26 protein-coding genes, 1 tRNA gene and 1 other RNA gene are annotated in these 22,938 nt (G+C 63.9%); 15 read left to right on the forward strand and 13 right to left on the reverse strand.

The features are described 5' to 3' along the window. The first annotated feature begins 37 nt into the window (after positions 1–37). The 5 genes from O0J73_RS05880 (at position 38) to O0J73_RS05900 (ending at position 7,288) form a co-directional block, all read left to right on the forward strand. Positions 38–1,261, forward strand: coding sequence for an efflux RND transporter periplasmic adaptor subunit (locus tag O0J73_RS05880; protein ID WP_308308212.1), 1,224 nt, complete (start codon positions 38–40; stop codon positions 1,259–1,261). A 127-nt stretch (positions 1,262–1,388) separates the two neighbouring features. Then, positions 1,389–4,559 carry a multidrug efflux RND transporter permease subunit gene (locus O0J73_RS05885; RefSeq protein ID WP_197564396.1) on the forward strand — a complete coding sequence of 1,057 codons (3,171 nt, stop codon included), beginning with the start codon at positions 1,389–1,391 and terminating at the stop codon, positions 4,557–4,559. 64 nt (positions 4,560–4,623) lie between these two features. Beyond that, the gene (locus tag O0J73_RS05890) at positions 4,624–5,361 is read left to right on the forward strand and encodes an SDR family oxidoreductase (protein WP_006433769.1); all 738 of its coding nucleotides are present in this window, start codon (positions 4,624–4,626) and stop codon (positions 5,359–5,361) included. Then, positions 5,355–6,776, forward strand: coding sequence for an efflux transporter outer membrane subunit (locus tag O0J73_RS05895; RefSeq protein ID WP_308308213.1), 1,422 nt, complete (start codon positions 5,355–5,357; stop codon positions 6,774–6,776). The genes O0J73_RS05890 and O0J73_RS05895 overlap by 7 nt, the downstream gene beginning before the upstream one ends. Before the next feature lie 248 nt (positions 6,777–7,024). Beyond that, positions 7,025–7,288, forward strand: coding sequence for a hypothetical protein (locus O0J73_RS05900; protein WP_008264756.1), 264 nt, complete (start codon positions 7,025–7,027; stop codon positions 7,286–7,288). 18 nt (positions 7,289–7,306) lie between these two features. On the opposite strand, the gene O0J73_RS05905 is transcribed toward O0J73_RS05900, so the two are convergent. The 11 genes from O0J73_RS05905 to O0J73_RS05955 all read right to left on the reverse strand — a co-directional run bounded on the left by O0J73_RS05905 (position 7,307) and on the right by O0J73_RS05955 (position 15,464). Continuing rightward, positions 7,307–8,161 (reverse strand): endonuclease/exonuclease/phosphatase family protein, encoded by an 855-nt coding sequence (locus O0J73_RS05905; RefSeq protein ID WP_308308214.1) that lies wholly within the window; start codon positions 8,159–8,161, stop codon positions 7,307–7,309. 136 nt (positions 8,162–8,297) lie between these two features. After that, a complete protein-coding gene (locus tag O0J73_RS05910; RefSeq protein WP_049456790.1) occupies positions 8,298–8,543 on the reverse strand; it encodes a hypothetical protein in 246 nt (81 codons plus the stop codon). Between the two features lie 25 nt (positions 8,544–8,568). Continuing rightward, positions 8,569–8,808 carry a hypothetical protein gene (locus O0J73_RS05915; protein WP_006433850.1) on the reverse strand — a complete coding sequence of 80 codons (240 nt, stop codon included), beginning with the start codon at positions 8,806–8,808 and terminating at the stop codon, positions 8,569–8,571. A gap of 131 nt (positions 8,809–8,939) precedes the next feature. Continuing rightward, complete coding sequence (locus tag O0J73_RS05920; protein ID WP_006433851.1) at positions 8,940–9,173, reverse strand: hypothetical protein; 234 nt, start codon at positions 9,171–9,173, stop codon at positions 8,940–8,942. 87 nt (positions 9,174–9,260) lie between these two features. Continuing rightward, positions 9,261–9,965, reverse strand: a complete 705-nt coding sequence (locus O0J73_RS05925; RefSeq protein WP_006433852.1) for a PA1136 family autoinducer-binding transcriptional regulator — start codon at positions 9,963–9,965, stop codon at positions 9,261–9,263. 5 nt (positions 9,966–9,970) lie between these two features. Further along, entirely contained in the window at positions 9,971–10,843 is an 873-nt protein-coding gene (gene hchA, locus O0J73_RS05930; protein ID WP_006433853.1) for a glyoxalase III HchA, read from the reverse strand. An 84-nt stretch (positions 10,844–10,927) separates the two neighbouring features. Continuing rightward, positions 10,928–12,937 carry an alpha/beta fold hydrolase gene (locus O0J73_RS05935; protein WP_308308215.1) on the reverse strand — a complete coding sequence of 670 codons (2,010 nt, stop codon included), beginning with the start codon at positions 12,935–12,937 and terminating at the stop codon, positions 10,928–10,930. Between the two features lie 303 nt (positions 12,938–13,240). Then, positions 13,241–13,633: a transfer-messenger RNA gene (gene ssrA, locus O0J73_RS05940) on the reverse strand. A gap of 133 nt (positions 13,634–13,766) precedes the next feature. Further along, entirely contained in the window at positions 13,767–14,933 is a 1,167-nt protein-coding gene (locus O0J73_RS05945; protein ID WP_308308216.1) for a site-specific integrase, read from the reverse strand. Continuing rightward, on the reverse strand, positions 14,909–15,103 hold the full coding sequence (locus tag O0J73_RS05950) for a hypothetical protein (protein ID WP_308308217.1): 195 nt from the start codon (positions 15,101–15,103) through the stop codon (positions 14,909–14,911). Before O0J73_RS05950 ends, O0J73_RS05945 begins: the two co-directional genes overlap by 25 nt. 67 nt (positions 15,104–15,170) lie before the next feature. Further along, complete coding sequence (locus O0J73_RS05955) at positions 15,171–15,464, reverse strand: hypothetical protein (RefSeq protein WP_308308218.1); 294 nt, start codon at positions 15,462–15,464, stop codon at positions 15,171–15,173. Between O0J73_RS05955 and O0J73_RS05960 the strand changes: the two genes are divergently transcribed. Beyond that, on the forward strand, positions 15,463–16,131 hold the full coding sequence (locus tag O0J73_RS05960) for a hypothetical protein (protein ID WP_308308219.1): 669 nt from the start codon (positions 15,463–15,465) through the stop codon (positions 16,129–16,131). The two genes, O0J73_RS05955 and O0J73_RS05960, sit on opposite strands and share 2 nt — an antisense overlap. Before the next feature lie 208 nt (positions 16,132–16,339). Here O0J73_RS05960 and O0J73_RS05965 read toward each other — a convergent pair whose 3' ends face one another. After that, positions 16,340–16,927: a hypothetical protein gene (locus tag O0J73_RS05965; protein WP_308308220.1), complete on the reverse strand. Its 588-nt coding sequence runs from the start codon at positions 16,925–16,927 to the stop codon at positions 16,340–16,342. A gap of 16 nt (positions 16,928–16,943) precedes the next feature. Between O0J73_RS05965 and O0J73_RS05970 the strand changes: the two genes are divergently transcribed. Continuing rightward, positions 16,944–17,564 (forward strand): hypothetical protein, encoded by a 621-nt coding sequence (locus O0J73_RS05970; protein WP_308308221.1) that lies wholly within the window; start codon positions 16,944–16,946, stop codon positions 17,562–17,564. Here the strand turns inward: O0J73_RS05970 and O0J73_RS05975 are convergent. Next, on the reverse strand, positions 17,561–18,052 hold the full coding sequence (locus tag O0J73_RS05975; protein WP_308308222.1) for a hypothetical protein: 492 nt from the start codon (positions 18,050–18,052) through the stop codon (positions 17,561–17,563). The two genes, O0J73_RS05970 and O0J73_RS05975, sit on opposite strands and share 4 nt — an antisense overlap. A 554-nt stretch (positions 18,053–18,606) precedes the next feature. Here O0J73_RS05975 and O0J73_RS05980 point away from each other — a divergent pair. The 8 genes from O0J73_RS05980 to O0J73_RS06015 all read left to right on the forward strand — a co-directional run bounded on the left by O0J73_RS05980 (position 18,607) and on the right by O0J73_RS06015 (position 22,898). After that, positions 18,607–19,245, forward strand: coding sequence for a hypothetical protein (locus O0J73_RS05980; protein ID WP_308308223.1), 639 nt, complete (start codon positions 18,607–18,609; stop codon positions 19,243–19,245). A 173-nt stretch (positions 19,246–19,418) separates the two neighbouring features. Continuing rightward, positions 19,419–19,495 (forward strand) — tRNA-Met (locus O0J73_RS05985). A gap of 195 nt (positions 19,496–19,690) precedes the next feature. After that, complete coding sequence (locus tag O0J73_RS05990; RefSeq protein ID WP_308308224.1) at positions 19,691–19,882, forward strand: hypothetical protein; 192 nt, start codon at positions 19,691–19,693, stop codon at positions 19,880–19,882. After that, the gene (locus O0J73_RS05995) at positions 19,875–20,672 is read left to right on the forward strand and encodes a lysozyme (protein WP_308308225.1); all 798 of its coding nucleotides are present in this window, start codon (positions 19,875–19,877) and stop codon (positions 20,670–20,672) included. The genes O0J73_RS05990 and O0J73_RS05995 overlap by 8 nt, the downstream gene beginning before the upstream one ends. 268 nt (positions 20,673–20,940) lie before the next feature. Further along, on the forward strand, positions 20,941–21,129 hold the full coding sequence (locus tag O0J73_RS06000) for a hypothetical protein (RefSeq protein WP_308308226.1): 189 nt from the start codon (positions 20,941–20,943) through the stop codon (positions 21,127–21,129). Between the two features lie 163 nt (positions 21,130–21,292). Beyond that, positions 21,293–22,063 carry a DUF4145 domain-containing protein gene (locus O0J73_RS06005; RefSeq protein ID WP_308308227.1) on the forward strand — a complete coding sequence of 257 codons (771 nt, stop codon included), beginning with the start codon at positions 21,293–21,295 and terminating at the stop codon, positions 22,061–22,063. Positions 22,064–22,133: 70 nt separating this feature from the next. Beyond that, positions 22,134–22,337 carry a hypothetical protein gene (locus O0J73_RS06010; protein WP_308308228.1) on the forward strand — a complete coding sequence of 68 codons (204 nt, stop codon included), beginning with the start codon at positions 22,134–22,136 and terminating at the stop codon, positions 22,335–22,337. 141 nt (positions 22,338–22,478) lie between these two features. Continuing rightward, a complete protein-coding gene (locus tag O0J73_RS06015) occupies positions 22,479–22,898 on the forward strand; it encodes a hypothetical protein (protein ID WP_308308229.1) in 420 nt (139 codons plus the stop codon). Positions 22,899–22,938 lie beyond the last annotated feature (40 nt).

Raw genomic sequence — 22,938 nt, forward strand, 5'->3', positions numbered from 1 at the left:
CATATAGCTGTACCACCCCTCCGTACGGATGCATGCCATGACTTCCCCCAATACCACCCCACATCGTTTCGGCCATCGCATCGCGATGGTCGGCGTGTCGATCCTCGCCGCGGCCGTGCTTGCAGCCTGCAGCGGCGGCCATGCCGAAGAAGCCGGTGCACCGCCGCCGCCGCAGGTCAGTGCCGCGCCGGTGCTGGTCAAGCAGGTCAGCCAGTGGGACGAGTTCAGCGGCCGCGTTGAAGCGGTGCAGAGCGTTGAACTGCGTCCGCGCGTGTCCGGCTACATCGACAAGGTCAACTATGTCGAAGGCCAGGAAGTGAAGAAGGGCGAAGTGCTCTTCACCATCGACGCGCGCAGCTACCAGGCCGAGTACGATCGTGCCGCCGCCGAACTGGCCCGCGCCCGCACCCAGGCCACGCTGGCCCGCAGTGAGTCCGAGCGCGCCAAGCGGTTGTCCGAGCAGCAGGCGATCTCCACCGAGACCGCCGAGCAGCGTCGCGCTGCCGCGGACCAGTCCGGTGCCGCCGTGCAGGCGGCGCAGGCCGCGCTGGACGCGGCCCGCCTCAACCTGGAGTTCACCAAGGTGCGTGCCCCGATCGACGGCCGTGCCGGCCGCGCGATGGTCACCGCCGGCAACCTGGTCACCGCCGGCGACAGCGCCAGTGTGCTGACCACGCTGGTCTCGCTGGATACCGTGTTCGTCTACTTCGATGCCGACGAAAGCACCTTCCTGCGTTACGCGCAGATGGCACGCAAGGGCGAGCGCCCGAGCGAGCGTGACAGCGATCTGCCGGTGAAGGTCGGCCTGTCCGGTGAAGAAGGCTACCCGCACTCGGGCAAGGTCGACTTCCTCGACAACCAGGTGGCCCGCAGCACCGGCACCATCCGCGTCCGCGCGCTGCTGGACAATGCCGACCGCCAGTTCACGCCGGGCCTCTTCGCCCGCGTGCAGCTGCTCGGCAGCGGCCAGTTCCAGGCCATGCTGATCGATGACAAGGCCGTGCTGACCGACCAGGACCGCAAGTACGTCTACGTGGTCGACAAGGATGGCAAGGCGCAGCGCCGCGACATCCAGCTCGGCCGTACCGCCGAAGGCCTGCGCATCGTCGAGCACGGGCTGGCTGCCGGTGACAAGGTGATCATCGACGGCGTGCAGAAGGTCTTCATGCCGGGCATGCCGGTGCAGGCCAAGACCGTGGCGATGCAGCCACAGGCCGCGCCGGCACCGGGCCGCGATGCCACCGCCGCACTGAACCACTGATCCGCCGTCTCCTGATCCGCGTTTCCGCTTAGCTGCCGGCGCCAGCGGCAGCCTTCCCTGCCTTCGTCATTTCGGCGAGGGGCAGGGTGGCTGTTGCCCGCCGACGGCATTTCCCAGGAATTCCTCCATGGACTTTTCCCGTTTCTTCATCGACAGGCCGATCTTCGCGGCGGTGCTGTCGATCGTGATCTTCGCCGCAGGCCTGATCACGATTCCAATCCTGCCGATCAGCGAGTACCCCGAAGTGGTGCCGCCGTCGGTGGTGGTGCGCACGGTGTATCCGGGCGCCAACCCCAAGGTCATTGCCGAGACTGTTGCCACGCCGCTTGAAGAAGCGATCAACGGCGTCGAAGGCATGATGTACCTGAAGTCGGTCGCCGGCTCCGATGGCGTGCTGCAGATGACCGTCACCTTCCGCCCGGGCACCGACCCGGACGCGGCGGCGGTGAAGGTGCAGAACCGCGTGGCGCAGGCGCAGGCGCGCCTGCCCGAGGACGTGCGCCGGCAGGGCGTGACCACTCAGAAGCAGTCGCCGACCTTCCTGATGGTGGTGCACCTGACCTCGCCGCAAGGCAAGTACGACACCCTGTACCTGCGCAACTACGCACGCCTGCACGTCAAGGATGCGCTGGCGCGTATTCCAGGCGTGGGTGACGCGCAGATCTTCGGTGGCGGCGACTACGCCATGCGCGCCTGGCTGGACCCGGACAAGGTGGCGTCGCGCGGCCTGACCGCCAGCGACGTGGTGCGCGCCATGCGCGAGCAGAACGTGCAGGTCTCGGCCGGCCAGCTCGGCGCCGAACCGCTGCCGAACAGCCAGTTCCTGACCCTGATCAACGCCCAGGGCCGGCTGAAGACCGAAAAGGAATTCGGCGACATCGTGCTCAAGAGCGGCGCCGATGGCGAGATCGTGCGCCTTGCCGACGTGGCCCGGCTGGAACTTGGTGCCGGCGACTACACGCTGCGCTCGCAGCTGGACGGCAAGAACGCGGTCGGTATCGGTATCTTCCAGTCGCCGGGTGCCAATGCACTGGAGATCCGCGACCAGGTCATCTCGACGATGGACGAGATGCAGAAGACCATGCCGGCCGACGTGAAGTACGAAGCGGTGTACGACACCACCATCTTCGTGCGCGACTCGATCAAGGCCGTGGTCTCCACGCTGCTGGAAGCGATCGCGCTGGTGGTGCTGGTGGTGATCCTGTTCCTGCAGACCTGGCGTGCCTCGATCATCCCGTTGATCGCGGTGCCGGTGTCGGTGGTGGGTACCTTCGCCGCGCTGTACCTGCTGGGCTTCTCGATCAATACGCTGAGCCTGTTCGGTCTGGTGCTGGCGATCGGCATCGTGGTCGACGATGCGATCGTGGTGGTGGAGAACGTCGAACGCAACATCGAGGAAGGCCTGTCACCCACCGCAGCGGCCCACCAGGCCATGCGTGAAGTGTCCGGCCCGATCGTGGCGATCGCGCTGGTGCTGTGTGCCGTGTTCGTGCCGATGGCGTTCCTGTCCGGTGTCACCGGCCAGTTCTACAAGCAGTTCGCGGTCACCATCGCCATTTCCACGGTGATCTCGGCGATCAACTCGCTGACCCTGTCGCCGGCGCTGGCTGCGCGCCTGCTGAAGGCCCACGGTGCGCCGAAGGATGGCCCGAGCCGTCTGATCGACCGCCTGTTCGGCTGGGTGTTCCGTCCGTTCAACCGCTTCTTCAAGTCCAGCTCGGAGAAGTACGAGCGTGGCGTGGCCCGCATCCTCGGCCGTCGTGGCGCGGTGTTCGTGGTCTACGCGATCCTGCTGGTCGGTACCGGCGTGATCTTCAAGCTGGTGCCGCCGGGCTTCATCCCGACCCAGGACAAGCTGTACCTGATCGCCGGTGTGAAGCTGCCGGAAGGCTCGTCGATCGCGCGCACCGATGAAATGCTGCGCAAGGTCGCCAAGATCGCCCAAGAAACCGACGGCGTGGCCCACACCATTTCGTTCCCGGGCCTGAACGCGCTGCAGTTCACCAACACGCCGAACACCGGTGTGGCGTTCATTCCGCTCAAGCCGTTCGCCGAGCGTCATGGCCGTACCGCCGCGCAGATCAATGCCGAGATCAACCAGAAGATCGCTGGGCTGCAGGAGGGCTTCGCGTTCGCGATGATGCCGCCGCCGATCCTCGGCCTGGGCAACGGCAACGGCTACCAGATGTTCATCGAGGACCGCGGCAACCTGGGTTACGGCGCACTGCAGAATGCCGTGCAGGCGATGCAGGGCACCGTTGCGCAGACCCCGGGCATGGCCTTCCCGATTTCCAGCTACCAGGCCAACGTGCCGCAGCTGGATGCGGAAGTGGACCGCGTCAAGGCCAAGGCGCAGGGCGTGCAGCTCACCGAGCTGTTCGACACCCTGCAGACCTACCTCGGTTCGGCCTATGTCAATGACTTCAACCAGTTCGGCCGGACCTGGCAGGTGATCGCCCAGGCCGACGGTCCGTTCCGCGAGACGGTCGAGGACATCGGCAAGCTGCGTACCCGCAACGACCGTGGCGAGATGGTGCCGATCGGTTCGATGGTCACCATCAAGCAGACCTTCGGCCCGGACCCGGTGCTGCGCTTCAATGGCTATCCGGCAGCGGACCTGGCCGGTGAAGCCGACCCGCGCCTGCTGTCGTCGGCCGAGGCGATGAACAAGCTGACCGAGATTGCCGGGAAGGTGCTGCCGGTGGGCATGACCACCGAATGGACCGACCTCAGCTACCAGCAGGCGACCCAGGGCAAGGCGGCCTTCATCGTGTTCCCGGTGGCGATCATGCTGGCCTTCCTGGTGCTGGCCGCGCTGTACGAGAGCTGGTCGCTGCCGCTGGCAGTGATCCTGATCGTGCCGATGACCCTGCTGTCGGCGCTGTTCGGCGTGTGGCTGACCGGTGGTGACAACAACGTGTTCGTGCAGGTCGGCCTGGTGGTACTGATGGGCCTGGCGTGCAAGAACGCGATCCTGATCGTCGAATTCGCCAGAGAGCTGGAGATGGGCGGCAAGGGCATCGTCGAAGCCGCGCTGGAAGCCTGCCGCCTGCGTCTGCGCCCGATCGTGATGACCTCCATCGCGTTCATCGCCGGCACCGTACCGCTGGTGCTGTCGCACGGTGCAGGCGCCGAAGTGCGCTCGGTGACCGGTATCACCGTGTTCGCGGGCATGCTGGGCGTGACCCTGTTCGGCCTGTTCCTCACCCCGGTGTTCTACGTCGCCCTGCGCAAGTTCGTCACCCGCAACGGTGGTGGCCAGCTGGTGCAGCACGGCGAGCCGACCATCCATCACTGACATGGAACCCCGTCGCCGACGGTCAGTGGCCGGCGGCGGCTTTCCCCTCACAAGGCATGAATCCATGAACACCCATCAGAACAAGATCGCGCTGGTCACCGGCGCTACCCGTGGCATCGGTGCCGAGACTGTGCGCCAGCTGGCGCAGGCCGGCGTGCACACGCTGCTGGCCGGCCGCAAGCGCGAGACCGCCGTGGAGCAGGCACTGAAGCTGCAGGCCGAAGGGCTGCCGGTGGAAGCCATCCAGCTGGACGTGACCGATGCCGCCAGCATCGCCGAGGCGGTCGAGCAGGTGCGCCAGCGCCATGGCCGCCTCGATATCCTGGTCAACAACGCCGGCATCATGATCGAGAACCCGGCGCAGGCCCCCTCGGAACAGTCGCTCGATACCTGGAAGCGCACCTTCGATACCAACGTGTATGCGCTGGTGGCCGTGACCCAGGCGTTCCTGCCGCTGGTCAAGCAGGCCAAGTCCGGTCGCATCGTCAATGTCTCCAGCATGCTCGGCTCGCAGACGCTGCACGCGGATCCGGCGTCGGGCATCTACGACTTCAAGATTCCGGCCTACAACGCCTCCAAGGCGGCAGTGAACAGCTGGACCCTGAGCCTGGCCTACGAACTGCGCAACACCCCGATCAAGGTCAACACCGTGCATCCGGGCTACGTGAAGACCGACATGAACGGCGGCAACGGCGAAATTGAAATCAGCGAAGGCGCACGCTCCAGCGTGGAAATGGCGCTGATCGGCGAATCCGGCGCCAGCGGCAGCTTCACCTACCTGGGCGAGGTGCTGCCATGGTGATCCGCACGTTGGCGATGGCCGTCTCCAGCCTGGTGCTGGCGGGCTGTGTCAGCGTCGGCCCGAACTACAAGGCGCCGGTGCAGGAGCCGGTCGTCCTGCAGGGCGCACAGCAGCCGGTGTTCACCAGCACGTCGCCGGTGGCCAGCTGGTGGGCGCAGTTCGATGATCCGGTGCTGGAAGAACTGGTGCATGGCGCACTGTCGGACAACCTCGACCTGCGCGTGGCCGTGGCCCGCGTCAGCCAGGCGCGCGCGGTGTTCGTCGAAAGCCGTTTCGACCAGGCCCCGCACGTCACCGCAGGCGGCAGCTACGACCGCCGCATGCAACCCGATCCGCAGCTGGGTGGGCAGCGGGTGTTCAGTGAAAGCTACCAGCTCGGCTTCGACGCCGGCTGGGAGCTGGATCTGTTCGGCCGCAAGCGCCGCGCTGCAGAAGCCGCGCGTGCCGATCTCGGTGCCGAGCAGGCCAACCTCGCCGATGCCCAGGTGCTGGTCGCCGCCGAAGTGGCGCGCAACTACTTCGAGCTGCGTGGCACGCAGAAGCGCATCGCGGTGGCCCAGCACACGCTGGAAAACCTGCGCGATACGCAGAAGCTGACCGAGGCGCGCTGGGAACTGGGCGCCGGCAGCGAACTGGATGTGCAGAGCAGCCGCGCCCGCCTGAAGGCGATCGAGGCCGACATCCCGCTGCTGGAAGTGTCCGAGGCACAGTCGCGCAACCGCCTGGCGGTGCTGCTGGGGCAGCGTCCGGAAGTGCTGACCGCGATGCTGGCGCCGCAGGACGTGCCGGCGTTCGCCAAGGCATTGCCGCTGGGCGATACCCGCGAACTGCTGCGCCAGCGCGCCGACGTGCGCGTGGCCGAACGTCGCCTGGCCGCTGCCACCGCACGCGTCGGCGTGGCCACCGCCGATCTGTTCCCGCGGCTGTCGCTGTCCGGTTTCGTCGGCTTCCTGGGTGGCGATGCCAGCGGTCTGGTCAACGGCAACAACAAGGCCTGGTCGCTGACCCCGTCGCTGAGCTGGGCGGCGTTCGATTTCGGCACCGTGCGTGCACGCCTGCGTGCCAGCAAGGCCGAGGCCGAAGGTGTGGCCGCGCAGTATGAGCAGGCGGTGCTGCTGGCATTGGAAGACACCGAGAACGCCCTGACCCGCTACTCCAAGCAGCAGGCGCGGCTGGCGATCGTGGTCGAGCAGGCGCAGGCGGCGCGGCGTGCCGAATCGCTGGCGCAGATCCGCTATCGCGAGGGCTCGGAGGACTTCCTGACCCTGCTGGACGCGCAGCGCACGCAGCTGGCCGCCGACGATGCATTGGCTGCGGCCGAGGCAGAGGTGAATGTCAGCGTGGTGGGTGTGTACAAGGCATTGGGCGGCTGGGGACAGTCGCCGCAGGCGCCCAGCGTGGCGCAGCTGCAGTAACCCCGAGGGGACGGAGGCGGTAGCGTCCGTCCCCTTCCTGGTTCAGGGCCAGTGAACGACAGCCGGGAAGGGGGCCGATGTCTTCGGCAATCAGGTGCTGGCCGTCGCCGCTGAATCCGCAGTTCGGCAACCGGGGCCGGGTAGCGCGATGCAGGCTGTGGACGTTGTCACAGTCATGACGTTTCTGACTCTGCCGGAAGCCGTGTCCGCCGTGTAACTAGTGGGGCAGGCTCTTGGGAGGACAGGTGATGACCGATGGCAAACGGGATACCCAGCGCATGTTGTTCGGAGATCCGGGGCCACCCGGCGCAGGGCTTTCGGTGGCAGTGGTGGTGCTGATGGTGCTGGCGGCGATGGCGGCAGCGATCGGATTCATACGGCTGCCGGATCCGCTGCTCGGCCTGGGACTGATCGGCGTGGCCGTGTTTCTCGCCGTCGGCGCTCGCATCTGCCAGGCACGCGACCAGCATCAGGCGCTGTACCGCCTGTTGTCACGGCAGCCGCCACCGTAGCGCGGCTGCCGTGCAGGTTCAGGACTTCGGCCAGTCCAGCTCAACCACCAGCGGGAAATGATCCGACGGCAGCACGCCGTCGATGCGGCGGTCGTCGGTGAGGAAGCTGCGTGCGTGGAAGCCGCGCACCAGCACCCAGTCCAGCTGCACGGTGGCCTTGCCGGTGAAATCATGGAAGGTCAGGCGCGGGCCTTGCGGTGCCTTCACCTGGGTGCGGGTGTCCTGCAGCACGCGGGTGAACGCCTTGTAGGTATCGCCGCCGGGTTCGCTGTTGAAGTCGCCGGTCAGCACCACCGGCAGGTCGGCCGGCAGGGTGGCCAGGCGCTTGCCGATCAGCTCGGCACCCTTTACCCGGCGTGGCTCGTCCTCGTCGCGGTAGGGCAGGTGGGTATCCATGAAGTAGAAGCGACGACCATCCTCCAGGCGCCGGAACAGCGCCCAGGTGACCATGCGCGGATACAGGTTGCCCCAGGTGATGCTGCCGGGTACGTCCGGTGTATCGGACAACCAGAAGTTGCCGGATGCCTCGATGGCCAGCACCTTGCTGTCGTAGAACACGCCCATGTGCTCGTCGCCGCTGCCGCCACGACGGCCTTCGCCGAACCAGCGGTAGCCGGGCAGGTGCTCAGACAGGTAATCGGCCTGTTCCTTCACCAGTTCCTGGGTGCCGATCACTGCCGGATGCGCATCGAGGATGACCTTGACCATCGCATCGCGACGGTCCGGCCAGCGCTTGCCGGGTTCGGTATCGGCCGGGGTGCGGACATTGAACGACATCACTTTCAGCGGCGCGGGCGTGGCCGCCCAGGCGAAGGCAGGCAGAGCAAGTGCCAGCAGCGCGCACAGCGCCCGGCGGTGGAAACGCGGCAACATCGTGGAATCCCTCCATTCCATGAAAACGGTTTCACGGAGCATGCCACGGAAGGCGGGGTAGCGGTATGCCGGGATGGGCGGCTGGCAATGCCGGGCGGGCGCTGAAGGCCCCGCCCGGCGGATCGTGCAGCGGCGATCAGGGATCGTAGATCATCCCGTTCTCGTCACGGTTGTAATGCCCGGTTGCCTCGCGGGTGCCGTTGTCGTAGACCACGTACGACGTGCAGCGCTGGTGGTACACGTTGCCTGCGAAGCGGAAGGGCACGCATTCTTCCTGGACCTCGACGACTTCGGCGGCCGTCGTGGTGGCGACGGGGGCCAGCGAAGCCAGAGCCAGCAGGGCCACCCATGAACCGACCGACAGAATCTTCTGCAGCTTCATGCAAACGCTCCTTATCAAGAATGGATTACATCAGGTACGGATTGCCGTACTCGTCGATCCAGTATTCGGTGAGGAAGATGTCGCCGTCCGCATCGGGCAGGGTCACGATGCAATGCTGGTGGATGCGATAGCGCTCCACTTCAAACGGTTCGCAGCGCGTCACGCTGCCCGGCGGGCTGGTTACCCCGGCAAGGGCGTTGCCGGTCGACGTCATTCCGGCGAACGCCACGGTCAGTGCGGCCATCGAGGCCAGGTGCAGTTTCATGGTCATCATCCTTGTGTCTGCAATCGCGCATCTGCGCGTTGTCGTGCAACGTCCCGCGGCACGTCACGCTGACGTGCGGGAGTTGCTGCATGCGCGCCGGCCCGCTGGGCGACCCGGCGCATTTCCCCGGCTCAGTCGCGCAGGTAGGGGTTGCCGTACTCGTCGATCCAATACTCGGCTGTGTAGACGTTGCCGAATTCATCGGTGTAGGTTTCCGTGCAATGGTGGTGGACGCGGTTGCGGTCCACATTCACTGGCACACAGGAAACATTCTCTCTCGGGACCCCTGTGTTGGCGTCCGCCACCGGTGCCAGGGTTGCAGTGGCCACCACCAACGCGGCCATCGCGGCCAGTTGCAGTTTCATAAGCATCATCCTTGCTTCTGCAATCGCGCACATGCGCACGGGGTGTGTATCACGCGATACCCGACCACCGGAAGTGCCTCGCTGCGATCAGTCCTCGATCTCGCCGCGACGAGTTGCAGCGCGTACCGCCTGCGCGGTAGTCGCCACACCCAGGCGCTGGCGTGCATGGCGCAGGTGGTTTTCCACGGTGCGCGCGGAAAGCCCGAGCGTGGCGGCGATCTCCGCCTGGCGACGCCCGGCAGCCACCCAGCGCAGCACCTCGCGCTCGCGCGTGCTCAGCAGGCTTCCGGAAAGCTCTGCGGGAACTTCAGCCAGACGGCGTGCGGCGCGGAATGCTGCGGTTGCAGCAGCCTCCAGCTGCAGGCGTGCGCTGGCGGATGCATTGATGGAGGTGCCTGCGAAACTGATTGCACCCTCCAGCCCAGTGGTACCGAATACCGGCACCTGCAGGCCATGCAGGCCTTCGCCGCGAGGCTGCTTCACCACCTGGTAGCGTTCGCCGCGAACGCCCTGGCGTTTGCTCCAGAAGAACGGCGCGTCGCTGTCCAGCACGTGGCGATTGACCGGGCAGGCGTGCAGATAGCGGGCGAGGTCCGTATCGCTGCCATCGCCGAACCAGTCGCCTTCGATCCAGTACACGCGTTGTGTACCCCGTTCCAGCCCGGTGCCGGTGGCAAACACCAGAACGCGGTCGTAGCCAAGGGGTGCGGCGATGCCGTGCAGTACCGCGCCCACCGCACCCAGCGAGCGGGCGCGTTCCAGCTCGAGCAGCGCCTGCACCAGCGCGGTCATCCGGATCAGTGCCCGGCCAGTGCGTCGAGCAGGGTGCGTGCAGCCAGCTTGCCGAGCGCGTTGCCCGCCAGCGGGCTGTCGCCGGTCAGCAGCAGGCGATCCTGCAGCACGCTGCCATCGATGCCCTCGTTGACGATCTGCACCCCCTGCTGCGCCAGCCGCTCACCGAAGAACCATTGCAGCTGGCCCGGCATGTAGCCGATCTCCGGCGTCTGCCGGTCCATCGCATCAGGGAAGGCGCAGATGCGGTAGCCGCGGAACAGCGAGCCGCCGTCGGCTTCGTCGACGCCTGCGGCCAGCAATGCCGCAGGGCCATGGCAGAGGGTGATGATGTGGCGTTGCTCGGCCATCGCCCAATGCAGCACCGCCTTCACCGCGCGGCTCTGCGGCAGCCCGATCAGCGCGCCGTGGCCGCCGGGAATGAACACCGCCGCATAGTCGGAACCCGCATCCAGTGCGGCCACGACATCGTCCAGCGCCAGCGGCTGGCGGAAGCGCTCTTCATAGCGTTCGTACAGCCCGCCGATCTCCTTGTCGTCGTGCGGGAAGGCCCACCACTCGAACTTGGCGGCGTTGCCCGACAGCGTAGCCACGTCGATGTCGAAGCCCGCCTTGTGCAGGTGATACATCGGCAGCAGGGTTTCCACCGGATGGTTGCCGGTGGAGAACAGATGGCCGTTGGCGGTGGGCAGGTAGCGCTCGTCGGCGGCGATCATCAGCACCTTCCAGCGACCATCGCGGCGTGCATCCGGATAGTCGGCACCGGACAGGTTGCTCTTCGGCGACGTGAACTGCGACAGCGAGTACGGCGACGGAAAGAAGGCATCGCGCTCGGCCGGATCGGGGCTGGGCTGGCGGCTGGGCTCTTGCGTGTTCATGCGGACCTCCTGCGGGATACGTAAGGCCAGCATAGAAGCGTCGATGCGCACGCGCGATGAGGGATTTCCCTCAGTCGCCCGAGGCTATCTGGCGGCCGCCCCGTGCTGCTGCATGTCCTCGTGCAGGATCCGCCGCAGCTCGATGATCGCGGGCGTGGCTTCCTGCACGCTGTGCCCGGACACGATCACCTTCTCCGACACGGCGTTGGGCAGGTGCGAGCTCCAGTACGGCACCAGCCCGTCATCGGTCTTTTCCAGCGGCCCGTCGGCCTTGGCGCGGGCGATGATCGAGTGGTACTGCACCTTGGGCGCCATCGGCAGGTCAGCCACGGCGCGGACGAACGCGTCGTCCTTGTCCAGGTTCTGGATGCTGTTCATCTGGTAGCCGTGCTTGCCATCGTTGCGGTCGACCTGGCCATCGTTGGCGATGGTGGCGACATCCTCCAGCACGGTCAGCGGCAGCCGCACCAGGCGACCGATCCAGCGACCCAGGCGGGTGCCGGCGACGTCGGTGCCACGGTGCGGCGTGGCGATGAACACCACGCGCGACACTTCCGGTTCCGGCAGGAAGGTCAGTACCGGCGCGCCGCGGGTGCGCAGCAGTTCGCGCTGCGCCGGTGTCATCTGCGCAGTGGCCAGCAGGGTATCGACCAGATGGTCACCGGACGAAGAGACCATCAGCCGCGCGATCACCCCGCCCATGCTGTGTCCGACCAGCACCATGTCATGCGAGGCCTGCGCCTTTCCGCTGGGGTCGAAGTGCCTGAGCACGTCGGCCAGCGTGTGGCGCATCGCATCGTGGCTCATCGCGATGGGCATGTTGGTCGGGTAGTAGAACTGCCAGATCTGGAAATCCTCGCGGATCTCGTCGTCGCGCATCAGCTCGTTGGCAACGTTGACCCAGGCTTCCGGGCTGCTGGCCAGGCCATGGATCATCAGCAGCACGCGCCGGTTCGGATCGTAGGGCTGCATCATGTACAGGTGCGGCGTGTCGATGCCGCCCTTGCCGCCGAACAGCGAGCGCAGCGACTGGTGGCTGAAGTTGGATCTCGCCAGCCACAGCGCGTAGCCGGCGGTGAAGTTCGCTGCCAGCGGTACCTCCTGCCCGTGCAGGGTGACTTCGGTGACCTGGTAGGGATCGTGGATCTCCAGTTCCGGCTCATCGTCGTGCAGCACTTCCCATAGATTCTTTCCGGAGAAGCGCAGCAGCACCGTCATCGACGGCGAAGGCATCTCGCTCCAGCTCTGCGTGGTCGCAGTGGCGGCGTGCGTGGCCGGTGCCGAAGTGGCGGTGGTGCCTGCCGGATCATCCATCACCGCCACCAGCTCGGCGCCGAAGCCGTCGCGGCGGTGCACGCTGCGCAGCGTGCCGGTGAATGACAGCGAAGCGGCCGGCACCAGCTCGGTCGGCGTGCGCGCGTCCAGCGGCGACGCCTCAGTGGAAGGCGCCAGCACGAAGGTCCAGCGGCCCAGCTGGAAATGGCTGGCCTCACTGTGCACGCGGCCGGTCGCGTAGGCGTTGTACAACTGCACCGAGGCTTCCTGCACGGCCAGGTTGTAATAGTCGCGCACCTGCGTCTGGCGATCTTCGAAGCCCCGCTGGTTGGCGGTGCGTTCGGTGAAGAACAGATAGGCATAGGCCTGGCGTGCGACCTGCATCCACGCGTCCAGGCGCGGTTGGAAGTCGGCGTCCAGTTCGGTGATCGCGGTCTTGGCGCGGCCCGACGCGGAGTACTCGCGCTTGGGGGCGGGCAGGGTCATCGCGTACTGCAGCCACAGTTCGGCCAGGCTCGAACGCTTGTCTTCCTCGCGCACCACGATGCTGCCTTCCATCGCCTCGATGCAGGGCAGGCCGGGCTTGGCACAGACGCCCTCATCGAGGCCGGCCACGCGCAGGGTCTCGGTGGTCGCCGCGCTGAGCTTGCCGGAGGTGAGGATGTCGCCGCGCTTGAGCGCGATGTACTGGCCGGGCGTGACCGAGGCGACCTGCACCGACGGCCCGAACTGGCGCAGCGTCGCGCAGCCGACCAGGGTGAGCAGCACGGTGATGATGAGGGTCGTGCGGCCGATGAAGCCCAAGCCCGTGGTAGCCATACGATCCTCCTGCGCGGTGGCGCCACTCTAGCGTCCGGCCTGTCAAAGCGGAAGATACCGGGCGGTCGGTTTGCGTCTTGGAACCACCGCCATGCAAGCGATCCAGGCATTCGCGTGTGACACTGGGGTGAATGGAGGCATGCAAGGACGGCGATGCGTTGGCATCGGCTATGCCGTGGTAAAGGAGAGGGTGCGTCATCCGGATCATGCAGCCACACTGCCTGCATGAAAAACAGGCACAAAAAAGCCGGAACCCCGTTGATGGAAGATCCGGCTTCTTGCGGCCTCGACAGGCCATACAGATGGTGGAGGTGGGCGGAATTGAACCGCCGTCCGAAGGCACTCCATCCCCAGCACTACATGCTTAGCTCGCCGTTAAATCTCGTCCCCGAACAGCACGGCGTGCAAAGCGCATCCGGGAACCAGCCTGTTGTGTTCTAGTGCCGGACTGACAGGCAGCCGCCCAGCGCGATTCCATGATAATGACTCTACGCTGCGAGCATGGACACAAGCAGTTTCGAGGCTCCGCCTAAGTCGGCAGAAGGTCACGCACCGCAGTTTTTAGGCTGCGAGAGCGACCGGAGCGTAGTTGTCGTCGTTGGCAACTAGAGTTTTGCAGCTGGATTTACGAGGAAAGCTACCCCCTCGGCATGCGCCAGGCGACTTCACAACCCCCGTCGAAACCAATGCACCCCCGGTTTCTTCAAGTATTGCAAGGCTTTCAGGCCCTTGGTTGACCAAATGTTGACCAAGAACCCGCCTAACGATGCGAATGTTACGGCAATCTTCCTGAACAGTCACGCGCGGCCAGGGCTGGCGCCGGATCCGTTCAGTCGCCGCTGCCGTCCAGCAGCAGGCTGCGGGGGAGGGGGGCAGTCAGCGGGTTCCAGACCGCCGCGGCCTTGGCGCCGGCATCGGGGACCATCGAAGGGATCCACCGGCCGTACTTCTTGGCGGTGATCGTCCAGTCGCGGTGCCCCATCTGCCTCGCCACCCACATGACGTTCTCGCCGGCGCTCAGTGCCTGAGAGGCGAAGGTGTGGCGCATCTGATACGTGTACCTGTACCGGACGCCCGCCTTGCGCAGCGCGCGCTGCCATTCGCCGGCGCGGATGCCCTGATCCGACCCCCACCGCGCGTTCGTCCTGGGGTCATGGAAGACGAACTCGCCGGCGGTGGCGGTATGCACACGCTGGGCCTTCAGGGCATCGATCGCCGGCTGCAGCAGCTGCACTTCTCGTACGCCTGACTCGGTCTTGGGGGCCTTCATCTTGCCCATGACCCAGGCGCGCCGGATCTTGACCGTCCCCTTGCGCCAGTCGATGTCCGACCAGCACAGGCCGATCATTTCCGAGGTGTGCAGGCCCGTGGCGAAGTTGAATTGGCAGTAGTTGCGGACCTGGTCCTCGCGGCAGGCGGCCAGGATTGCCTGGACTTCCTCCGGCGTGAAGGGGTCGACCTCTTCGCGCGCGTTGGCCTTGGCACGCCGCTTCACCCTGAAGCCGTCGAGGGGATTGCTCTGGATCAAGTCTTCGGCCACAGCCTCATCCAAGGTGCCGCGGAGCGGGCCCAGGACGTTGTTGATGCGCTTGGCCGACGTCGACTCGTCGAACGTGGCCACCAGCTCCTTCAGGGCAATACGGTCGAAATCACGCAGAGCGATCGATACGCAGCGTGGCACCGGGATGTTCTCGAAGATGCGCCGGTAGCCGATCAGGCTGCTGTGCTCGAGCTCGGGCTCCTTCTGCGCCAGCCACCGGGTCAGCACCTGCTGCAGGTTGTTCAGGGCTGCTGGGCGGGTGGCGACCTGACGGGCGCGCTTGCTGTTGGGGAAGTGGATGGCGTAGTCGAACGTGCCTTTTTCGATTTCGATCTTGATCTGGCCCAGCAGGTTTTCGCAGTACCGTAGGTTGCGCGCGGGCGGGGGCAGCTTCAGTCGTTCGCGGCAGCGCTTGCCCCGGTAGTGGAACGTTATCTCGATGCTGCCTTGTGACACTGGCCGGATGCCGCTTTGCCTTGGACTACCCATTCTTCGTAACCCTCCAAATCGATCAGGTTTCTTCCATCTGGCGCCTTGATGAACACCGCGCGTTCCAACCAATCGCCACGCTTGATCTTCGAGTTGGTGGCGTCGACCGTGTAGCCGGTCAGCGCTTCGAACTGCACGAATCGAACCGGTCGCAGGGTCGCGGGAGATCCAGTCCTCAGCAATCCTCGTGAAGTGGGGCCGTAGCTACTCATGGGGCACCGCCTGCAGGCCCCAGAGGACCGACGGGCGTTCGCCCGGACCGTGGAAGGGAGTACGCTGCACCCGCCCGGACTTGTCCAGCTGGTGTAGGTAGCTGCTAACCCGGTTCGAAGGCAGCCGCAGCTCGGCGGCCAGGCCCGGCCCCTCCTGCAGCAGCTGCAGGATCCGGGTGGCAGTGCCGCCGGGAGGGCAAATGTCAGCCACTAGTAACCTCTCCTGCGCGTCGTCGGCAAGAAGGCCGTGGCAATATATGGAATCGTTCGCGAGGATGAAGGCCATGGGTGTTGTGGTGCAGGTTGGGAAGTCTGCTAGCAATCTGGTAGTACAGGCAGGGAGTGCGGCTTCTACCGGTGTGGACTGGACAGCGGTTTCTGCAGTGGCAACTTTCTTGGCTGCATTCGTCGCACTTCTCGTCGGTGTACTCCCAATTTGGTTGTCGAGGAGAAAGCGCAAGAAGCAGGCGGCAATGTATGGGAAGGTCGCTATCGATGTTCTGACGCTTCAAGCCCTGCAGCTTGGTGCAGCGATAAGGATTCCCGAGGGCCCGCAAAAGATCGCTGATGCTTGGCAGTACAAGCAGGTTGCCAAGGCGGTTTCGGTAATTGATTCCGGCTCTTTAACGCCCCTTATCGAGTACAGCGAGTTCCTTCCTTCGAAAACTGACGATGCATTGGCTCAGTGCATTGCGATGCTTGATATCGCGAAGCGACGGCTTGTGTTTCTTCATGAGCCGACTCCCGGTGATCGATTCACGATGGAGGGGGATATCAATTGGTACGTCGATGTAATAGCGGATGTTTTGAGTCTGCGCACAGAGCTCTGCCAGTGGCTTGAGGTAAAGGCCGATAGCGTTGATGAAGAGGCTGCCGGGTTCGCGGCGAAGTTGCGCCTGATTGCTCTGGATGAGCGAGAGGACTGGAACGCAAGGAATCCGGCTGAGGGCTAGATCGCCAATTGGACCGTTTCCAAGCATTGCGAAGAATGAGTTTTGAGTGGCTTTTGCTAGGGGATGTGGAGGTTGGCAGTGGATGGCGTGCACCACGGCGCCGTTGAAACGAATGGGCCGCTCACGCATGGGCGGCCTCCGCCAGCGGCGCCGGTGCGGCAATGTCGCTGGGTAGGCCTGTCGGTTCGGCAGCGCCGGCGGCGTCGTCCTAGGTTCGGGTCGCGCGGGCGATCCCATACAGGCGCCAGAGGAAATGGAACGTGTACTGCTGGAGGGACGATGCGTACTCCCAGGCGTCGGTGATCCGGAAGTCGCGATATTCGGGGTCGTTCGGAGCGAAGTCCGACATCGCCTTGATCGCGTTGCTCAGGGCGTCGTGGTCCTCCGAGTCGTTCAGCACTTCGAGCTCGAGCTCCTGCCACAGCCTGGCCACCCATTCCGGGGTCGTGTCCGGATCCGCCATGTCGTCGGTATCCACGCGTTCCTCGACGTATTCCTTGAACAGGCGGGTCACCAGCGCCCGGAAGAGGTCAGCGCTGAATCCCTTCTTCTCGCCGTCGTTGGCCACGCACTTCTCTGCCCAGTAGCCGTCGTTTACGAACAGGCCGCCGGCCTTTTCATGCTCTGCAGGCGTTGCGCGGAAGAACTCGAACGTGTCGTGCAGGCGGTTGAAAACGGCGGTGCCCATGTCGCCGGAGATCGCCAGGTGTCCGGGCCAGGTCACGATGTCGAATCCGTAGCAGTAGGTGCCAGGGCGCCGGAACTGCAGCTGGCGGTGCACACCGCCGTCGACCACAATCCGCAGCTCATGGGTGGCCGCGGCGCTGGATGCCTGGTGCCGCTGTGCACCGGTGCTTCCTGCGGCGGTCGTCGACAGTGCAGGCCAGCGGCGCCGGGGCGCAGCTCCGGATGGATTCGACGACGAGGGCAAGCGCGACGTCCTGGAGCTGCTGTCGCGGCTGCTGGTCGGCGGGAGCTACCGCATGCCAGTTGAGGGGTGCAGCACCTTGGCGCTGCTGGGCAGCAGCGACATCGCAGGCGCGGTGGGGTTCATGTGCAATCCACTGGAGAAACACACCGCGCTCGCGGTGGCTACGCGCATGGGCCCAGCGGCAATCGCCAGGCTGTCCCTTGCTGCCTACCGTCAGGTGGCCAAGGACGTGCGAGCAATGCTGCCGCGGCCGCTGGACCTCGGCAAGCCCGCCGATCGCTGGCGCCTACGCCTGGTGATCTATGACGCAGCCCATGAGCTGGTGTGGCCAGAACGGCGGCAGCCGTTCGCCGGCCTGGCCAGGTCCGCGAAGATGCGCAAGGTCAACTACATCAAGGCCCACAAGTGTGCCAGCGCTGTTCTGCAGGAAGCACTTCACCGTGGGAGACGGGACTTCCGTTTGTCCCTTTGGGCGATTCCCGGCACGAGGGCAGGTGGCTAGTGGCTCAGCGTCAGGTACTCACCCATGACCTCGTCTAGCCGCGCTATGCTTCTGTTCAATGCGTGTCGCAATTCGCGGCGCCTCTGAATTGCGGCGTCTCGCGCTTTCCTGACCTCTGGATCGCTAAGAACTCCAGGCTCCGCAATCGTGGTTTTCACGTCCCACAGATCTACCACAGGCTCATAGAGCTCCTTCCAGACGAAATCGTAGACAGACTGCCCAAATAGCCATCGAACGTCCCTTAGACTCAAGAAGACATCGTGGTCCGCTTCCTCTCGCCAATCGGCCGCGATCGCCCGGATGGTCGCTTCTCGTACCCGGTTGTACGCCTCCAACCGCCGCGTAAACAGATCGAACTTCAACTTGTTTCGAGCTGTTCGCCACTGGCGGTACGCGATCATTCCGACCGCGACGGCGACGACAGTTTGGCCGAATGCCGTGAAGAATCTGACCTGCAGATCTGTCAGGCCCAGTACGGTCTCAACCATTGCGACACCCTCCCTGTATTGGCCGGGATTATCGCATTTGTTAATGTTTGTTAGGGCTGGATGGGCCCAACAGGGGGCTAAATGGATGCTTTAAGCGAGAATGTTCTAATCGGCCTGGGCACAGGGTTGGTAACGGGATTGGTCACAGGCTTGCTGTCTGGCTACTACGCAGGCGTAGTGATCAGTAGGACGACGCGGTTCTACGCGTTGATGAGGGATGCCCAGAGGGCGCTCAAAAAGGTCGACTATATGCAGGAGGAGAGGAGGGTCTCTGTCACAAAGTGGGAGCCGCTAGTACTGAGCGCGATCGCAGATGATCTGGCGACCGACCGACAAGTAGCAGCATCGTTAGAAGTGCGATCACAGGCCGATAGTATTAGCGACGCAGTGTTCAAGGCGTCTCATGGCCAATTGAACGTCGAGACGTTTGAGGCCCAAATCGTGCAAGCGAGGCAGAAGATTGCCAAATTACGACCTTCAAAGCGCGTTTTGCTTCCTTGGGGTGTGCTATGAGTTGCTGGGCGCTCGAGGTCGACTGGGCCGCAGTCGGGTCAATGTTCCAAGGCGTCTCCGCAATCGTGGCGGCCGGCGCGGCCTTAGTTGGGCTCAACGCTTGGCGGAGGCAGCTGAAGGCAACCAGGCATCAGGTCCTGGCTGAGGACGCATTGAGCTTGGTTTACCGGTTGCGAGACGCCATCGATCACATGCGCCATCCATGGGCGTTTACCGCTGAAATGAGGAAAGTCGAGCGTGGAGAGAGCGAGTCGGAGGAAGATTTTGAGCGGAGGAGGCATTTTGGTGTTATCGAGGTTCGGTACCAGGTACACGCCGAGTCTGCTGCTCAGCTGGAAGCTATCCGTTACCGCGTGAGAGCCGTGCTCGGGCAGGAAGCTGCAGCGGGCGTGGAAGACGTCCTAACCGTCCTCCGTCGCGTTCGTAATGAGGCGGCGAATGCGGTCCACCGCCAAGCATGGGTTCTCAAACAGGCAGCCTTGCTAGGTAGATTCCCATCCGATCAGAACGAGGCTAGCTACGACAACGCGCTCCGAAAATTGAAAGAGTCCGAATCCTGGATTCAGGCTGGCGACGAGGGCGATGACCCAGCGGCAGCTGAGTTGAAGAATGCTGTCAACAGGGCGGAGGCGGCGCTGAGAGACTTCGCCATGATGGAGCCGAAACGTTCATCTAGCTGACCTCACTTGTTCCTCATGAGAAAGATTTCTTCCTCATGAGGAACCGCAGTTGCCTCGCGAACCGAAAGTAGGTTTGAATTCCTACAGTGGGCGTTCTTATGAGCGCCTCAATTCAAGGGCCGTTGATTGACCAGGACGTGGGAGTCCGCTGGTCGATCAGCGGCCTTCTTGTTTGCGGGGTAGAGCAGTCCGGCAGCTCGCGTGGCTCATAACCACGAGGTCGGTGGTTCGAATCCACCTCCCGCTACCAAACGGCCGGTAGTCATGGCCACCACTCAAGCCAGCACATAGGCAGTCGTGAGACGCGCCGCTGGTGTCCGCGCGACCTTGCAACCGCGGTAGTGGTGGGCCATGCCGGCCTTCTTTAATTGGGGGAACCGCGGTTAGCATCAAAGAGCAGATCACAACGGACCTGGCGGTCGCAGGTTCGAAGATCGGGGCGGCCGTGAGCGTCACCGCTGCGACGTGCTCGCCGGGCTACACCCTGAGCGACTGGGCGCTGATCGGCACGATCATCTTCACCATCGTCCAGACCTTCACCGTCATGGTGAAGAACTGGGGTGACTGGTCGGCCTGGTGGACCGCGCGCATGGGCAACGCCAGGCGCCTATGGGCATGGATCCGCCGCCGTGGCTGACCCCAAGCTCAGCACAAAGCGACGCGTCGGCTTTGCCGCCGCGCCGCTGGCGCTGATCGGCGCTTTGGTCGCCGCCCTGGGCACGAACGACTCGGCTCATGAAGGGCGGCGCTACACGCCTTACTACGACTCGGCCGGCATCCTGACCGTCTGTGCCGGCATCACGGGCCCGGCAGTGGTTAAGGGCAAGCGCTACACCGACGACGAGTGCACCAGGCTGGAGACGGTCTACGTGCGCACCATGCTCGGCCACATGGGGCAGTGCGTCCGCGGTGAGTTCGAACTCCACGAAATCAAGGCCCGGGGCCACTTCGCCTACAACATCGGTACCCCGGCATTCTGCGCCAGCACCGCGGCGAAGCGGCTCAACGCCGGCGAGCGCCAGGCCGCATGCACCGAGATGTGGAAGTGGCGCTACGTCACGATCGCCGGTGCCAAGCGCGACTGCGCACTGCTGCAGTGGAGCTCGAAGTGTGGCGGCATCATCGATCGTCGGCAGTGGGAAATGGCCACCCGCGCGCTGAAGAACTACGAGCAGCACATCCTCGACCACCGCAAGTCGCTGGTTAACGCTTTCGCCATGGCCCTGCGCAACGGCGATGCCAGCGACCGGGCTTCGGTGCTCAGCAAGATCGGGGCCTTCAACAAGGCCAACCCGGAGCTGGCCATCACCTCGAGCGGTCTGCGGCAGTCCATCAAGAACCGGGCCCGCTACAGCGACCGGGCTGAGGCCGGCATCGTGCTGGACCCCAGACTGGTCGCGCGGCTGAACAAAGCCGTGACGGAGTAATTGCGGGAACGTTGTAACCCCATCGGACTGACCGGATGAAAGCAATGTGAAGACGCCGGCGCTGGTGCCGGCGTTACCGATACAGGGGTCAGTAACCGATGGACAAGAAGGACTATCAGCTGGTGGCCATTGGAGAAGGAAAGCAGGGGAACGGCCAGCCCATAGACAGCGGTGCCGGTTTTCTTTCCCCTGCAACAGGCTTGGAGGTGGGGCCCAAGGCATCGAGGGGGGGAGGCGGCACTCTCGCCGCCAGACGCTGGAGAAGGGCATGGAAGATGAGCGCCATAAGGCTCAGGTGGTCTCGATGGAGGCCTTCAAGGCAGGCCGCGTGGGGCAGATCCCCCCGGAGTTACTGGACATGTATGACCAGCTGACCCGCGACCAGCACGCGCTGGTGCGGACCTCGATCGTGCTCGTGGCAGCGCTGCGGAGGAGACTGGGCCTGCCGGACCTGTGATCGACAAGGGCCGCTTCGGCGGTCCTTCTACTCAGTTTGACCTAGATCAAGCGAAATTTGCCTATCGAATCAAAGGAAATCCGCGGCGAGCAGATGTTGATTGATATTTTTTCATTTCATCATCAGACTCCACTGGTCGAATTGTTTTTGGATTGATTTTAGAATGGAGTCTTACCGTTACATGTTTCAGGGGGCGTACTTCGAAGGGAACTTTCCAGATTTTCCTTGCCCGAGATGTAGGGCCGGAGTTATCAAGGCAAGGCAGGATACACTTCAGAAGTTTCAGTCAGGATACTCGATAATTGAGTCCGTTGAGGATTGGTGGGACGCCTCTGATGAGGTCTCTAAGTTCAACTTAATGATGATCTGCGATCGTCAAGATTGTGGCGAGGTGGTTGCTGTGCTCGGGGACGTAACTTGGTCGAAAAATCCTGCCGAAGTTGCAGATGATGGCACGCCCATTGGTGATGGTGAATGGGAATGGTTTCTGGTTCCAAAGTGCTTCAATCCCCCGCTGTCTATTGTTAGAGTTCCAGAGGACACTCCAGGTTCTGTGTTTAGTAGCATCCGGCGAGCCAGTTGGAATTTTTGGGCCGATCGACGATCTTCAGCGAATCATCTTCGAGCCGCCCTAGAGTGTCTTCTGGATCATTTGAACGTTGCGCGAAAGGCGAGCAAAGCAAATCGAGGATATCTTAGTTTAAATGCCAGAATTGAACTGCTGGTGGGGATCGATCCAGCCCATAAGAAGATATTTAATGCGCTGCGGAAGATAGGGAATCTAGGTTCTCATGGTGACGAAGTTGGGCGAAATGATCTGCTGGATTGTTTTCAGCTAATTGAGTACGTGCTCGACGCGTATTTCGGCAATAGAAAGGAGAAGGCGGCTGCCATCGCGGATTCGCTGCTTTCTGGTGAAACTCAGTTGCGGTGATTGATTGCGGCGGATAGAGGGTTGTTTGTCCTTAGGGTAGATAATGCGGTCGGATGGATTTGATTCCCGGATGTCGCTGCCGCGTGAATGTCCTCACTGCGCCGCGAATGCGATGTGCTGTAATCCGGCCATGTGCTACTCGGCCATGATCACTGCCGCCTATCAGAAGCTGGTCCGCATGACCGGCGCCACGATCTCCCTGCAGGATTTCGCTGCTTTGTACGTCCATGACCAGGGAAAGAAGTGGCCAAAGACGCCGAAGGCGATGGATTAAGCGTTCCGTGCTGTCGCAAGCCCGGCCGAGCTGGCGGTATGAGCTGAGATCGAACAGTGGAACCGTGCCGAGGCGGCCATTCTGGAGCAGGAGCTGTTCGCGAACCGGAAGCGCCTGGCGGATGCGGAGCGCGCGCCGCAGGTGAAGGAGACCAGGAAGGCCCGGGAGGAGGTGCGGATCGCTGGCAACAAGATCGAACGCGCCCTGGCCAAGCTGGCCGACCTCAAGCGATCTGAACTGAAGGACCGCGACAGCCGGATCTTCCCTGGGGTCTACGCCCCGGTGATCATTTCCGAGGACGGCAAGCTGGTCATCAAGCCCATGCGTTATCAGTGCCGCCTGGCCGGGAAGTCGGCCAACTACGGCCAGCGCTTCCCGGGCACCTACAACGCACGCCGGGATAGCCTGAAGAAATTCTGGGCGCCGGCATTCGGCCACACCCACGGGCTGATGGTCGTGGAGACGTTCTACGAGAACGTGGAAGGTCCGGACGGTAAGAACCAGGTGGTGCAGTTCACCCCGCGTGACCTGCCCCCTTTCTCAGGGCCACTAGCTACTTAGTAGAGTCCAGGTTGGGGAGCATACCGCTCCGGTGGGTCAG

The sequence above is a fragment of the Stenotrophomonas sp. Sm6012 genome, assembly GCF_030985895.1.
Taxonomy (GTDB): domain Bacteria; phylum Pseudomonadota; class Gammaproteobacteria; order Xanthomonadales; family Xanthomonadaceae; genus Stenotrophomonas; species Stenotrophomonas forensis.

Coding starts and splice junctions, on each gene's coding strand:
- O0J73_RS05910 (WP_049456790.1), bottom strand. CDS start 8,543: ATGAAGCTGCAGAAGATTCTGTCGGTCGGTTCATGGGTGGCCCTGCTG.
- O0J73_RS05935 (WP_308308215.1), bottom strand. CDS start 12,937: ATGGCTACCACGGGCTTGGGCTTCATCGGCCGCACGACCCTCATCATC.
- O0J73_RS05915 (WP_006433850.1), bottom strand. CDS start 8,808: ATGAAACTGCACCTGGCCTCGATGGCCGCACTGACCGTGGCGTTCGCC.
- O0J73_RS05900 (WP_008264756.1), top strand. CDS start 7,025: ATGACCGATGGCAAACGGGATACCCAGCGCATGTTGTTCGGAGATCCG.
- O0J73_RS05980 (WP_308308223.1), top strand. CDS start 18,607: ATGTTCCAAGGCGTCTCCGCAATCGTGGCGGCCGGCGCGGCCTTAGTT.
- O0J73_RS05925 (WP_006433852.1), bottom strand. CDS start 9,965: ATGACCGCGCTGGTGCAGGCGCTGCTCGAGCTGGAACGCGCCCGCTCG.
- O0J73_RS06010 (WP_308308228.1), top strand. CDS start 22,134: ATGTCGCTGCCGCGTGAATGTCCTCACTGCGCCGCGAATGCGATGTGC.
- O0J73_RS05960 (WP_308308219.1), top strand. CDS start 15,463: ATGGGTGTTGTGGTGCAGGTTGGGAAGTCTGCTAGCAATCTGGTAGTA.
- O0J73_RS05975 (WP_308308222.1), bottom strand. CDS start 18,052: ATGGTTGAGACCGTACTGGGCCTGACAGATCTGCAGGTCAGATTCTTC.
- hchA (WP_006433853.1), bottom strand. CDS start 10,843: ATGAACACGCAAGAGCCCAGCCGCCAGCCCAGCCCCGATCCGGCCGAG.
- O0J73_RS05895 (WP_308308213.1), top strand. CDS start 5,355: ATGGTGATCCGCACGTTGGCGATGGCCGTCTCCAGCCTGGTGCTGGCG.
- O0J73_RS06005 (WP_308308227.1), top strand. CDS start 21,293: ATGGAGTCTTACCGTTACATGTTTCAGGGGGCGTACTTCGAAGGGAAC.
- O0J73_RS05920 (WP_006433851.1), bottom strand. CDS start 9,173: ATGAAACTGCAACTGGCCGCGATGGCCGCGTTGGTGGTGGCCACTGCA.
- O0J73_RS05885 (WP_197564396.1), top strand. CDS start 1,389: ATGGACTTTTCCCGTTTCTTCATCGACAGGCCGATCTTCGCGGCGGTG.
- O0J73_RS06000 (WP_308308226.1), top strand. CDS start 20,941: ATGGAAGATGAGCGCCATAAGGCTCAGGTGGTCTCGATGGAGGCCTTC.
- O0J73_RS05890 (WP_006433769.1), top strand. CDS start 4,624: ATGAACACCCATCAGAACAAGATCGCGCTGGTCACCGGCGCTACCCGT.
- O0J73_RS05905 (WP_308308214.1), bottom strand. CDS start 8,161: ATGTTGCCGCGTTTCCACCGCCGGGCGCTGTGCGCGCTGCTGGCACTT.
- O0J73_RS05880 (WP_308308212.1), top strand. CDS start 38: ATGACTTCCCCCAATACCACCCCACATCGTTTCGGCCATCGCATCGCG.
- O0J73_RS05955 (WP_308308218.1), bottom strand. CDS start 15,464: ATGGCCTTCATCCTCGCGAACGATTCCATATATTGCCACGGCCTTCTT.